Here is a 12,666-nt window from a genome sequence, read left to right on the forward strand (position 1 = left end):
CATGCACGGCCTCGGTTCACGCCGAAGCAACTGACGCATTGTTCGATCTGCCCCACGCACTTCGGAGATAGTCTGTGAATAGCCTTGACCTTCCCTCAGCAGCACGACCGTTTCGTCCCTTCCATCGCAATGCCGTGGCTATTGCCCTGACGCTCGCAGCGATCAGCAGCACGCCGGCCTTCGCCGAGACCACGCTGTACGTGGCCGGGGTGGGCGGTTCCACTGAGCAGATGTACAAAAACCGCGTCATTCCGGCCTTCGAAAAACAGCACAACGTCAAGGTCGTCTACGTCGCCGGCAACTCCACGGAGACCCTGGCCAAGCTGCAGGCGCAGAAAGGCCGTCAGCAGATCAACGTCGCGATGATGGACGACGGCCCGATGTACCAGGCGTTGCAGATGGGCCTGTGCGAAAAGCTCAGCGACGCGCCTATCTACAAGGACCTTTATCCGCTGGCCCGGCTGAGCCCTGAAGCCACGGGGATTGGCGTGGTGGCGACCGGCATCGGCTACAACGAAGACGCGTTCAAGAAACGCGGCTGGGCGGCACCGGATTCCTGGGAAAACCTCACCGACCCGCGCTTCAAGCAACTGCTCGGCATGCCGCCGGTGACCAATACCTACGGCTTGCACACGCTGGTGGAAATGGCCCGGCTGAGGGGCGGCGGCGAGAAAAACATCGACCCCGGCTTCAAGGCGCTGAAAGACGAAATCGGCCCCAACGTGCTGGCGTGGGTGTCGGCGCCGGGCGAGATGGACGGCATGATGCAGAACGGCGACATCGTCATGGCGGTGTACGGCAGCGGTCGGGCCGTGGCGTTGCAAGGCACCGGCTTCCCGCTGAAATTCATCTACCCGAAGGAAGGCGGCATCGCACTGCAGGTCGCCGCGTGCAGCGTGACCCCCAACGCGCAATCCGAACTGGCCCAGGCGTTCATTCAGTACGTGCTGTCACCTGAAGTGCAGGAAATCCAGGCGCGGGAGAATGGTTTTGCGCCGGTGAACCAGACCGTCAAGCTGCCGGATGACGTCGCCGCGCGCATGCCGTACGGGCCGGAGAAGGTCAACGCGCTGATCAAGGTCGATTGGGAAACCATCAACCAGCAGCGCAGCGAGTGGACCACGCGCTGGAACCGCACCGTCGAGCGATAGCGGTCGATCTACCGATCCCGTTTGCTGATCGACAGTCGCTGATCGACGTAAGCGCCGATCTTCCCGAGCATCCTTCTGGAGACGCAGGTTCGCCTGCGTGGCACGCCCATGGCATTTCTCACCCTTGAAGGCATCGTCAAGACCTACGGCACGTTCAGGGCCATTGACGGTTTGAACCTGGAAGTCCGGCATGGCGAGTTCATCGCCTTGCTCGGCCCGTCCGGGTGCGGCAAGACCACCACGCTGCAATCCATCGCAGGCTTCGTGCAGCCCACCGAAGGCCGCATCGTTCTCGATGGCCGCGACATCACCCACGTGCGCCCCGAGCAGCGCGGCCTGGGCATCGTCTTTCAGAGCTATGCGCTGTTTCCGCACATGACCGTGGCGCAGAACATCAGCTTCGGCCTGGAAATGCGCGGCGTGCCCAGGGCCGAGCGCGGCAAGCGCGTCGAAGAAGCGCTGGATCTGGTGCGCCTCGCCGGCCTCGGTGAGCGTTACCCGAAAGCCTTGTCGGGCGGTCAGCGCCAGCGTGTGGCGATTGCCCGCGCACTGGCGATCCGTCCGAACCTGCTGCTGCTCGACGAGCCGATGTCCAACCTCGACGCCAAGCTGCGCGAAGAGATGCACATCGAACTGCGGGCGATTCAGCGCGAGCTGGGCATCACCACCATTCTGGTGACCCACGATCAGGTCGAAGCCATGACCATGAGCGACCGCATCGCGGTGATGCAGAAGGGCCGCATCGTGCAGATCGACACGCCCTTCGAAGCCTACGAGCGGCCGCATTCGCCCTTCGCGTCGGCATTCCTCGGCAAGACCAATGCCTTCGCCGGCGCGGTGCAATTGCGCAACGACCGATGCTGCCACGTGCAGGTCCATGACACGCTGATGCACGTGCCCCACGAAGACCGCGCGCTGGGCAATGACGTCAATGTCTACATTCGCCCGGAGAAAATCCGTCTGGTGGCGCTGGGCAGCGGGCGGTTTTCCGGGCGCGTCCGGCTGCGGGTGTTCCTCGGCAATCTGTGGCTGATGGCGGTGGAAAGTCGCCTGGGCCTGGTACACATGACCCTGCCAAACCTCGGCACGCCGCCGCCGGAGGAGGGCAGTGAGGTCGGGCTGGACTGGTCGGATGACGACCTGCGCCTGCTGGACCGGGAGGTCACCCATGGCCAGGTATGACGCCGAACGGGTGGGCGTGGCACCGTGGCTGCTGAGCGGGCCGGCATTGCTGGTGTTCATCGCGCTGTTGCTGGCGCCCTTGCTGCTGACCGCCGTGTTGTCGTTGAACCTGTTCAGCGACACGGACGGCGTGGTGCCGAGCTACAGCCTTGGCAATTACCTGGAAGTGTTCAAGGACGATTACTTCCACGAGATCTTCCTGCGCACCGGCGGCATGGCCCTGGCGGTCACGGTGTTGTGCGTGCTGCTGGGCATTCCGGAAACCATCATCATTGCGCGCATGGCGCCGCGCTGGCGGTCGCTGTTCCTGCTGGTGGTGTTGGGCCCGCTGCTGATCTCCGTGGTGGTGCGGACCCTGGGCTGGGCGATTCTGCTGGGCAACAACGGCCTGATCAACGATGCCCTGCAAGCCCTGGGCATCACTGACCAACCAGTGAAGATGCTGTTTACTCAGGTCGGCGTGGTCATCGCACTGACCCACGTGCTGGTGCCGTTCATGGTCATTGCGGTCTGGGCCACCCTGCAACGGCTGGACCTTCAAGTGGAGTGGGCGGGTCTGTCCCTCGGCGCGTCGCGGCTGACGGTGTTCCGCCGGATCATCCTGCCGCAGATCATGCCCGGCGTGCTGTCCGGCTCGATCATCGTCTTCGCCCTGGCCGCGTCGGCCTTCGCCACCCCGGCGATCATCGGCGGCCGACGCCTGAAAGTGGTGGCGACAGCAGCGTATGACGAGTTCCTCGGCACCCTCAACTGGCCCCTCGGTGCGGCCATCGCGATGCTTCTGCTGCTGGCGAATCTGATCATCATTCTGGGTTGCAGCAAACTGGCCGAGCGCCGGTTCAAGCAAGTCTTCGAGTAGCCGACCATGCACAAGAACGGATTTTTCTCGCTGCTGTTCCATGCCCTGTTCGTCACGTTCATCGTCGCGCCGCTGGTGGTGGTGATGGCCATGGCGTTCACCAGCAAGGGCTACCTGTCGCTGCCCACCGAAGGCTTGTCGCTGCGCTGGTTCCGGGCGCTGGCGGACAACCAGGACATGCTCGACGCCTTCGCGCTGTCGATCAAACTCGGCCTGGCGTCAGCGACCATTGCCGCGCTGCTGGCGATTCCTGCGGCACTGGCCATCAGCCGTTATGACTTTCCCGGCCGGGGCGCAGTGACCGGGTTTCTGCTGTCGCCGCTGATGATTCCGTCGGTGGTCCTCGGCATCGCGTTCCTGCGCTTCTTTTCCCTGGCGCAGATCGGCGGCTCGTTCTGGGCGCTGACCCTGACCCACGTGATTGTCGTGCTGCCCTATGCGTTGCGCCTGACGCTGGCCTCGACCATCGGCCTTGAGCGGGACATCGAGCACGCCGCGCTGTCACTCGGTGCCAGTCGCTGGACGGCGTTTTACCGGGTGGTGCTGCCGCGGATTCGCACCGGTGTGGTCGGCGGCTGGATGCTCGCGTTCATCCAGAGCTTCGACGAACTGACCATGACCGTGTTCGTCGCCACCCCCGGTACTACGACGCTGCCGGTGGCGATGTACAACCAGATTTCCCAGACCATCGACCCGTTGATCACGGCGGTGTCGACGGTGCTGATCGTCGGCACCTTGCTGCTGATGCTGATATTGGACCGAATGGTCGGATTGGACCGGGTCTTGATTGGAGAAGGCAAATGAGTCAGGGCACACAGAGCGTCATTCACTCGGACGTGATCGTCATCGGCGGCGGGCTGGTGGGGACGGCAGTCGCTTACGGCCTGGCCCGCAGCGGCGCCGACACCGTGGTGCTGGACCAGGGTGACGATGCGTTTCGCGCCTCGCGGGGCAATTTCGGTTTGGTCTGGGTTCAGGGCAAGGGCCACGATTTGCCGGACTATTCGCGCTGGACGCGTTCTTCGGCGAGCCGCTGGCCGGACTTGGCCCGGGCGCTGATGGCCGACAGCGGGGTGGACGTGCAGCTCCGTCAGCCCGGCGGCTTCCACATGTGCTTCAGCGATGAGGAGCTGATCGAGCGGCAATCGCGTCTGCAAACCCTGCAGGACGCCCTCGGCGACTACCCCTTTCAGATGCTCGACGCCGCTGACCTCAAGGCGCGCTTGCCCTTGATTGGCCCGTCCGTGGTGGGCGCCAGTTACACGCCCCAGGACGGTCACGTCAATCCGCTGAAACTGCTGCGCGCATTGCACACGTCGGCCCAGGCCAAAGGCGCGCGGTTTTACGGCGGCATTCAGGTGGATCGCATCGACGGTGCAACCGGTGAGTTTTGCGTCACCGCCGGCACTCAACGCTTCATCGCGCCTCGGGTGGTGCTGGCGGCCGGGCTGGGCAATCCGGGGCTGGCCCGCCAAGTGGGCCTGCATGCGCCAGTGGCGCCGAACCGCGGCCAGGTGCTGGTCAGCGAGCGGGTCCGGCCGTTTCTTGATCACCCGACGGTCCATGTTCGGCAGACCGACGAAGGCACCGTGCAGCTGGGCGACTCAATGGAAGAGGTGGGGTTCGACGACAGCACCTCCACCCAGGTGCTTGAAGCCATCGCCCGGCGCGGTGTCGCGACCTTTCCATTGCTGCGTGAGGTGCGGCTGATTCGGGCCTGGGCGGCGCTGCGCGTCATGAGCCCCGACGGTTTTCCCATTTATCAGCAATCGGCCAGCCATCCGGGCGCCTTCGTGGTGACCTGCCACAGCGGCGTGACCCTGGCCGCTGCCCATGCCCTGCGCATCGCGCCGTGGGTGATGGGCGGTGCCATGCCTGACGAGCTCGGCGCATTCGCCGGCGAGCGATTCCTGACTGACAAGGTGTTTTCCCATGCGCACTGATCCGCTGTTTCAACCGGTCATGAGTGAAGTCAGGTCGACGCGGACTGTCAGCCTCAGCTTCAACGATCAAACCCTCGAGGTGCCGGCGGGCATCAGCGTCGCGGCGGCACTGCTGATGTCCGGCATCAACCGTTTTCGCGCGACACCAGTGAGCGAATCGCCCCGGGCGCCGTATTGCATGATGGGCGTGTGCTTCGAGTGCCTGGTGGACATCGACGGCGTGCCCAACCGCCAGAGCTGCCTGATCGAAGTGGCGGACGGCATGCGCATCCGCTCCCAGGAAGGCGCGCGGGATCTGATTTTCCAGCCCGGCGATGTGCAGACAGCCGATGTGCAGACCGTCGAGGTGCAGTCATGAATGATCTTTTTGGCGGTGTCGTCGACGCTGTGGACGTGGTCGTCGTCGGCGCAGGTGCCGCCGGCATGGCAGGCGCCGTGGCCCTGGCCGGGTTCGGTTTGCAGGTGGTGTTGCTGGACGAGCAGGGCAGTCCGGGCGGTCAGATTTATCGCGGCATCACCCTCGCGCCGCTGTCGCGAAGGGATCTCCTCGGCCCGGATTACGCCCATGGCAACGTGTTGGCCCAGGCCCTGGCGTCGTCATCGGTGCGTTATGAAAAAGGCGCGGCGGTCTGGCAGGTGACTCGGGATCATCAGGTCAGCTACCTGCGCGACGGACGCTTGCACACGCTTCAGGCCAAGGCCGTGTTGCTCGCCACCGGCGCCATGGAGCGGCCGTTTCCCATTCCGGGCTGGACCTTGCCCGGTGTCATGAGCGCAGGCGCCGCGCAGATTTTACTGAAGAGTGCCGGTCTCGCGCCGACCGAGCCGGTGCTGCTGGCCGGCTGTGGCCCGCTGCTGTACCTGCTCGGCTGGCAATACCTGCGCGCGGGCGTCCCGATCAAGGCCTTGGTCGACACCACGCGGCCGGAAGATTACTGGCGGGCGCGGCGTCATCTGTTCGCGGCGCTGCGCGCCTGGCCGTACCTGCGCAAGGGCCTGGAGTTGATGCGCAGCCTGCGCAGCGCCCGCATCCCGCACCACACCGGCGCCGAGCAATTGGCGATTGAGGGTGACGAAGCCGCCACGGCGTTGACCTTCACCGTGGCCGGCAAGACTCAGCGGATCGACGCGCGTTGCGTGCTGTTGCATCAGGGCGTGGTGCCGAACATCCAATTCAGTCAGTCGTTGCGCGCGCGCCATGTCTGGGACGTCGATCAGTTGTGCTTCAGCCCGGTGGTCGATCCCTGGGGTGAGCTGGATGTGCCGGGGATGTTTGTCGCCGGTGACGGCGCCGGCATTGGCGGTGCCCAGGCCGCGGCCCTGCAGGGTGAGTTGGCGGCGCTGGGCATTGCGCAGCGGCTGGGCAGGTTCGATACAGGTCAGCGTGATGAACGGGCAGGGCCGCTGCGTGAAAAGCTCGCGTTAAACCTGCGCATTCGGCCGTTTCTCGATGCGCTCTATCAGCCGAAGGAAGCGAACCGCATCCCCGCCGATGAGGTCATCGTCTGCCGCTGCGAGGAAGTCACGGCGGGGGACCTGCGCAAATTCGTCGCCCTGGGCTGCGCCGGCCCCAATCAGGCCAAATCCTTCGGCCGCTGTGGCATGGGGCCTTGTCAGGGCCGGATGTGCGGGCTGACCGTCACGGAGGTGATCGCCAAGGCGCGGGGCGTGTCGGCGGCAGAAGTCGGTTACTACCGCATTCGCCCGCCGATCAAGCCCATCACCCTGGGAGAGCTGGCCGGTGAGTGAGGCACGGGCAAGGCACAGCGACGTGCTGGTGATAGGCGGCGGCATTCACGGTCTGAGCACTGCGTTGCACCTGGCTCAGCGCGGCGTCGAGGTCACAGTGCTGGAGGCTGATTACTGCGGCCGCCATGCGTCCGGGGTCAACGCGGGCGGGGTGCGCACCCTCGGCCGTCACGATGCGGAAATTCCCCTGGCGCTGTCGTCGCGCGCTCTGTGGCATGACCTGGCGCGGACACTGGGGGATGAAGGCGGCTTCGTGCCCAGCGGCCAGCTCAAACTCGCAGAAACCGCCGCCGAACTCGACGAATGCCGACGGCGGGTCGAACACTTGCAGCGCCTGGGTTTCACCCATGAAGTGCTGATCGACGCTCAACAGGTGTTCGAGATCATTCCTACGGTTGCCCGGCATGTGATGGGCGGCATCTGGGTCAAGGATGACGGCTACGCCATTCCCTACAGAACGGTGACGAGCTTTCGGCTGGCGGCGGAAAAGCTCGGGGTGGAGGTGCTTGAAAGGACACCGGCCCAACGCATCGAGCAACGCGGCACTGAGTGGCAGGTCAGCACGCCCGCCGGGGTGTTCAGCGCCGGGCATCTGGTGATCACCGCCGGGGCCTGGGCGCGGGAGCTGGCCGAACAAGTCGGCGAGACGGTGCCGGCCCACCCCGAAGGCCTGATGCTGATGGTCACCCACCGCGTCGCGCCGTTTTGCGCGCCGGTGCTGGGGGCAACCGGTCGCTCGCTGTCATTTAAGCAGTTCGCCAATGGCACGGTGGTGATCGGCGGCAAACTGATTGGCAGCGTGGATTTCCCGGCGCGCCACGGCGAAGTGGACCTGGCACGCCTTGGCATCAGCGCGAGGACCGTCACCGACCTGTTTCCCCATCTCAAGCACCTGGGCGTCAATCGCGTCTGGGCCGGCGTCGAAGCGTTTACCGCGGATGATTTGCCGGTGATCGGCGCGAGCCGCAAGGCCAGCCATCTCAGTTATTCCTTCGGCTTCTGCGGCAGCGGTTTCCAGATGGGCCCCGGCACCGGCAAGCGCCTGGCGCAGCAGATCCTCGGCGAGCATTCGGACATTTCGCTGGAGGCGTTCGACATCGGCCGGTTTGATGACGCCCGTTCTAAAACGCCACAGTTCGATATTCCGAGCGGTGCCTCTTTAGTCGTTCGATAAACCCTTAACACCCACCATCCCCTCAGGAGTTCACATGCTGGAAATCAATCGCATCGAAACCAACCAACGCATGAGCCGCGTCGTGCAGTGCAACGGCTTTACCTTCCTCGGCGGCCAGACCGCGACGGATCGCACCCTCGACATCAAAGGGCAGACCGCGCAAGTGCTGGAGAAGATTGACAACTACTTGGCCAAGGCCGGCCTGGACAAGACGCGGATTCTTACCGCGCAGGTCTGGCTGTCGGACATCGCGGCGAATTTCGCCGGCATGAATGAAGTGTGGGACGCTTGGGCGCCGGAAGGGCACGCACCCGCGCGGGCTACCGTGGAATCACGCCTGGCAGCGCCGGATTTGCTGGTGGAAATCACAGTGGTGGCGGCGGGCTGAATCAGCTGGCGGTCTAAATCAACTGCGCCGGTCCGGGTTTATTCCCGGCCCGGCGTTGTCGCTCAAGGGCGGACAGACGCTTCGGCGGAGTTGGTCACCAGGTGATTCTGGGTCGCGCGACGCTGTTGAGTGATCAGCACTTGGGGCACCGATGAACAGCGGTATTTGATGCCCTTTCTGGTCGGCATCACGGCAACGCTCTCCATGCATTCTGCGCGGGTCGAATACGCCGTCGGCTGGCTCTCGTCCAGGCATCCTTCCCCACCGGAACACATAGTCATTACAACCACAAAGATGCTCTTCATTGCTCTCATTCCTTTTTGGCAAATCACGGCGCGGGACAGCGGGTGTGCGGCGATTTTGAGGGGAGGTGATGGCTTGTGGCAATGCGGCGGAGATGCATTTCGTCGGGAATATGACGCTTTTAGGCGTCGTGTTGATTTAGGTGTCGTTTGGCAGTCGGTAATTTGACGCCATCCTTTTTAAAGGGGTTTGCTTTACTCAAGTCTGGCGTCAATTCAATGCGCTGGCGTGGGTCTCCAGAACCGTTTTAGAGACCGGAATCTGGCTCGGACTCAATAACGCGCAACCAGTCCCAGCGTGCCTGATAGTCCTGCGCCTTTTTGCGGAACTGCGCCGGTTGCGGGAAGTTCGGGTTCATACGCAAAACCCCCGGTTCGAGCTCATCCAGGCCATGGGGCGCGTAGAGCTCGCCCGTGTCGATGTGCAGTCCGACGCAGGTCGAGCAGATGAGGAAGCGGTCAATGCCTTCTTTCGCGGACTGGAGCGGCGGGTAGTCATAGCCAAACCGGTCTGCGAACCACAGGTGCACGCGCGCCTGATTGCGCAGCTCCACTTTGACGTCCAAGTCCTCAAAGAGCGCCTGCGCCGCGACAATGACGCGGTTCTCTGCCTCCCATGAGAGGTCCTCGTCGAAATAGAACACGTCGTAATCATTCACGCCCCACGCCGCAGGACGACCGGATATCCGATTCCAGACCGCCTGAAACAGGCAGCCTGCGGTGAGCAGGGTCTGGTTGAGCCCCAGAGATGGGAGTCGCTCGACAAGTTGAGCGTTAACCGGGTTGGACAAGGCCAGATCGATGAGGGTGGAGGCGGTCAGTGTCATGTGGAGTTCCTGGGTGGGCCAGCTTTGGCAGCGAGCTCTGTTTGAAAAAAAACCGATCAGGACGGGTCTGCGCGGGTGAATCTACCGCCGCTGTTTGCCTGCTCAAGCAGCGGCAGAACATCCACCAATGCATCCACGGTAGTGACGGGCGCCGCTTCCGACTGCGGCCAGGGGTGAAACCCGCTTAACCACACTGCCTTCATGCCAGCGGATTCAGCGCCTTTGACGTCGTTGATCGGATGATCGCCCACGTACATGCATTCGCCTGCATCGAGCCCCAGCAATTGAGCCGCCTGCAGAAAAATCCTCGGATCGGGTTTTCGACAGCCTGCTGCCTCGGAGCTCACCAGATGCGTGACGTGCCGTGCAAAGGGGAGGCGAGCGACTGTGCGCTCGCGTGATCGCTGGGTGCCGTTGGAAATGATACCGACGGTGATGCCGTGTCCCAGCAGCGTGTCGATCAGCGTCCGAGCGCCCGGCATCTCGACGGTTTGCGCCGGGAACAGCTCGACCCAATGCGCTGCCAGCTCTGCCACGTCCACCGGTAGCTGCCATTGCAGGCGTTCAACCAGCGCTGATGCGACAGCCATTCTGATAGTGGGGTGAGGACTGTCCGCTGATAGATAACCGCCGTTGTCCTGAGCTGCAATCAGGTCGGCGATCAGCGCAAGATCATGGCTGCCAAGGTGCGATGCATACTCGCGCACAAACACTTCCGCGTAGGCATCGATGCTTTGCCGGCGATGGACCAGCGTGTTGTCGAGGTCGAACAAAACGGCGCGGATGTGCATGGGTGGTTCAACTCAAAATGTTGGACTCAAAGCGTCTGATTTATCGATCTTGCCCCCGCCTTGCGGCGCTGAGATACCTCGTATGACTAAATCCGCCTCCTTTGAACAGCACATTCTCTGGGGAGTATCAGATGCTCATTGTCTTGGCTGGTCTTCCCGGTGTCGATAAGACGACCTTCGCCAAGTGTCTGGCCGCAACGCCGGGGAGCTTCTATGCGAGGCCCGGCGTTGTCGCGAAAGGCAAGCATCCTGCGCCGTAACGCGATAGTCATAAACCAGACGGAAGGCAGGGCGGGTAACTCAAGTTGTGACGCGCTGGGCAGATAACCGTGATGTCAGTTACATCCGCAGCATTGTTCAAGGATCGAACCCATGACCCAGCGTCAATCCAGCCCCATTTCCGTTCTCCGCTCTCGGCGCTTTCTCGGGTTCACCCTCATTCCGGTCGTGCCCGCCGTCGCCTGGATACTGTTCCAGTCGACCTCTCTCCCTAACCTCATCGCGTGCGCGGCGCTGGTTCTGGTCGGCCTCGGCGCGGGGGTGTGGAGTGCTGTTTCCCAACGTGACGTGGTGTTGCGAGCCACTGCCCGGGCACAAGCGGATCAGTCAGAGGCAGACGCGGCGAGCAACGGCATGACCTCGCGGGTACAACTCGATGAGGTATTGCTGGGCGCCATGCCGATCTGGGCCCGGCAAGTGGAAAGCTCTCGGCATCAGACCGAAGAAGCGATTGTGAATCTGACCAACCGGTTCATCGGGATCGCCGCGCGATTGCAGGAAACGGTTCAGGCTTCCCAGCGCGCGGCCGGCGAACTCGACGGGCAAACCGCGGACGGGGCGCTCGAAGTGCTGTCCCTCAGCGAAAGCGATTTGAGCCAGGTGATCAACTCGCTCAAGGCCGCTCAAACCAGCCGTGACCAGACCCTGGCCCAGGTGCGCGGCCTCACCGCGTATACCGGCGAACTGCGCACCATGGCCGCCGATGTGGCGGCGATTGCCGCGCAGACCAACCTGCTGGCACTCAACGCGGCCATTGAAGCGGCCCGTGCGGGTGAAGCCGGGCGCGGCTTTGCCGTGGTGGCCGACGCGGTGCGCAGCCTGTCGAGCAAATCCAGCGAGACCGGCCAGCAGATGTCGGCCAAGGTCGACATCATCAATAACGGCATCACCCAATTGGTGCACGCCGCCTCCAGCAGCGCCGATCAAGACAGCCAATCGGTGGCCGCGTCAGAGAACAGTATTCAAGTCGTGCTCGAGCGTTTTCATAACATCACCGGCCGCCTGGCCGAATCCGCGGACCTGCTCAAGCAGGAAAGCCGGGGCATTGGTGACGAGATGACCGAGGTGCTGGTCGACCTGCAATTCCAGGACCGTGTGAGCCAGATCCTCAGCCATGTGCGCGACAACATGGACGACTTGCATGGCCACCTGCTCCAGGCCAGCGAAGCCCCGGATCAGGCGACGTCCATTGATGCCCGCCAGTGGCTGGCACGCATGGACGCTACCTACGCCACTGACGAGCAGCGGCGCACCCATCGTGGAGAGACGCCTGTGCAGCAGAACTCTCAAGACATCACCTTCTTTTAGGAGCCCCTCATGGCGAAGAATGTATTAGTGGTCGACGACTCCAGCAGCGTGCGGCAAGTGGTAGGCATTGCCCTGAAAAGCGCCGGTTACGACGTGATCGAAGCGTGCGACGGCAAGGATGCGCTGGGCAAGCTCACCGGGCAGAAAGTGCACCTGATCATCAGTGACGTGAACATGCCCAACATGGATGGCATCACCTTCGTCAAGGAGGTCAAGAAGCTGGCCAGCTACAAGTTCACCCCGATCATCATGCTGACCACCGAATCCCAGGAGTCGAAGAAGGCCGAGGGCCAGGCGGCGGGTGCCAAGGCGTGGGTGGTCAAACCGTTCCAGCCCGCGCAGATGCTGGCAGCGGTGTCGAAACTCATCCTGCCCTGAATCCTTGCGCGAGGGAGGCTGCGATGCCGATCACCATCGAAACACTCGACGACAGCACCTGCGTCAGCATTGACGGCGAGCTCACGATCTACTCCGTCGCCGAGCTGGCGGGCGCGCTATTGCCGCAGATGGGTGGGGCGCCACGCCTGAAGCTGGACCTCTCGCAGGTCACAGAAATGGATGGAGCGGGGCTGCAGTTGCTCGCGGTCATCCAGCGTGAAGCCGACAACGCCGGCACCGCGTTAAGCGTCACCGGCCAGAGCGTGGCGGTCACGCAGGCCCTTGAGCTGTGTCGCAAAGCGGCCTCATAGCCAGCGCCCGCCACGCCAGTCCCA

General features: G+C 63.4%; 15 protein-coding genes. 12 read left to right on the forward strand and 3 right to left on the reverse strand.

Translation table 11 applies throughout. The features are described from left to right. The first annotated feature begins 74 nt into the window (after nt 1-74). The 9 genes from AC07RO_RS05705 (at nt 75) to AC07RO_RS05745 (ending at nt 8,446) form a co-directional block, all read left to right on the forward strand. Entirely contained in the window at nt 75-1,151 is a 1,077-nt protein-coding gene (locus AC07RO_RS05705; protein WP_495085505.1) for an ABC transporter substrate-binding protein, read from the forward strand. Between the two features lie 108 nt (nt 1,152-1,259). Then, a complete protein-coding gene (locus AC07RO_RS05710; RefSeq protein WP_495085506.1) occupies nt 1,260-2,333 on the forward strand; it encodes an ABC transporter ATP-binding protein in 1,074 nt (357 codons plus the stop codon). After that, a complete protein-coding gene (locus AC07RO_RS05715; RefSeq protein ID WP_065990802.1) occupies nt 2,320-3,192 on the forward strand; it encodes an ABC transporter permease in 873 nt (290 codons plus the stop codon). Before AC07RO_RS05710 ends, AC07RO_RS05715 begins: the two co-directional genes overlap by 14 nt. A 6-nt stretch (nt 3,193-3,198) precedes the next feature. Beyond that, nucleotides 3,199-3,996 carry an ABC transporter permease gene (locus tag AC07RO_RS05720; protein ID WP_192173856.1) on the forward strand — a complete coding sequence of 266 codons (798 nt, stop codon included), beginning with the start codon at nt 3,199-3,201 and terminating at the stop codon, nt 3,994-3,996. Next, complete coding sequence (locus AC07RO_RS05725; protein WP_495085507.1) at nt 3,993-5,135, forward strand: NAD(P)/FAD-dependent oxidoreductase; 1,143 nt, start codon at nt 3,993-3,995, stop codon at nt 5,133-5,135. Before AC07RO_RS05720 ends, AC07RO_RS05725 begins: the two co-directional genes overlap by 4 nt. Then, nucleotides 5,125-5,493, forward strand: coding sequence for a (2Fe-2S)-binding protein (locus AC07RO_RS05730; protein ID WP_495085508.1), 369 nt, complete (start codon nt 5,125-5,127; stop codon nt 5,491-5,493). Before AC07RO_RS05725 ends, AC07RO_RS05730 begins: the two co-directional genes overlap by 11 nt. Then, nucleotides 5,490-6,884 (forward strand): FAD-dependent oxidoreductase, encoded by a 1,395-nt coding sequence (locus AC07RO_RS05735; protein ID WP_495085509.1) that lies wholly within the window; start codon nt 5,490-5,492, stop codon nt 6,882-6,884. Before AC07RO_RS05730 ends, AC07RO_RS05735 begins: the two co-directional genes overlap by 4 nt. A 22-nt stretch (nt 6,885-6,906) precedes the next feature. After that, a complete protein-coding gene (locus AC07RO_RS05740) occupies nt 6,907-8,058 on the forward strand; it encodes an NAD(P)/FAD-dependent oxidoreductase (protein WP_495085510.1) in 1,152 nt (383 codons plus the stop codon). A gap of 37 nt (nt 8,059-8,095) precedes the next feature. Next, entirely contained in the window at nt 8,096-8,446 is a 351-nt protein-coding gene (locus AC07RO_RS05745) for a RidA family protein (RefSeq protein WP_407073248.1), read from the forward strand. 62 nt (nt 8,447-8,508) lie between these two features. On the opposite strand, the gene AC07RO_RS05750 is transcribed toward AC07RO_RS05745, so the two are convergent. From AC07RO_RS05750 to AC07RO_RS05760, 3 genes are all read right to left on the reverse strand, one after another. Continuing rightward, nucleotides 8,509-8,751 carry a hypothetical protein gene (locus AC07RO_RS05750; protein WP_192173851.1) on the reverse strand — a complete coding sequence of 81 codons (243 nt, stop codon included), beginning with the start codon at nt 8,749-8,751 and terminating at the stop codon, nt 8,509-8,511. Between the two features lie 245 nt (nt 8,752-8,996). Next, the gene (locus AC07RO_RS05755; protein ID WP_495085511.1) at nt 8,997-9,575 is read right to left on the reverse strand and encodes a nucleotidyltransferase family protein; all 579 of its coding nucleotides are present in this window, start codon (nt 9,573-9,575) and stop codon (nt 8,997-8,999) included. A 56-nt stretch (nt 9,576-9,631) separates the two neighbouring features. After that, nucleotides 9,632-10,366 (reverse strand): HAD family hydrolase, encoded by a 735-nt coding sequence (locus tag AC07RO_RS05760; RefSeq protein WP_495085512.1) that lies wholly within the window; start codon nt 10,364-10,366, stop codon nt 9,632-9,634. 675 nt (nt 10,367-11,041) lie between these two features. Here AC07RO_RS05760 and AC07RO_RS05765 point away from each other — a divergent pair. From AC07RO_RS05765 to AC07RO_RS05775, 3 genes are read left to right on the forward strand one after another with little or no spacing between them, the layout of a single operon-like run. Further along, nucleotides 11,042-11,953, forward strand: coding sequence for a methyl-accepting chemotaxis protein (locus tag AC07RO_RS05765; protein WP_495085746.1), 912 nt, complete (start codon nt 11,042-11,044; stop codon nt 11,951-11,953). A gap of 9 nt (nt 11,954-11,962) precedes the next feature. Beyond that, a complete protein-coding gene (locus tag AC07RO_RS05770) occupies nt 11,963-12,331 on the forward strand; it encodes a response regulator (RefSeq protein ID WP_065990830.1) in 369 nt (122 codons plus the stop codon). Between the two features lie 23 nt (nt 12,332-12,354). Beyond that, nucleotides 12,355-12,642: an STAS domain-containing protein gene (locus AC07RO_RS05775; protein WP_495085513.1), complete on the forward strand. Its 288-nt coding sequence runs from the start codon at nt 12,355-12,357 to the stop codon at nt 12,640-12,642. Nucleotides 12,643-12,666 lie beyond the last annotated feature (24 nt).

It is taken from the genome of Pseudomonas sp. GW821-FHT07F05, from assembly GCF_059418765.1.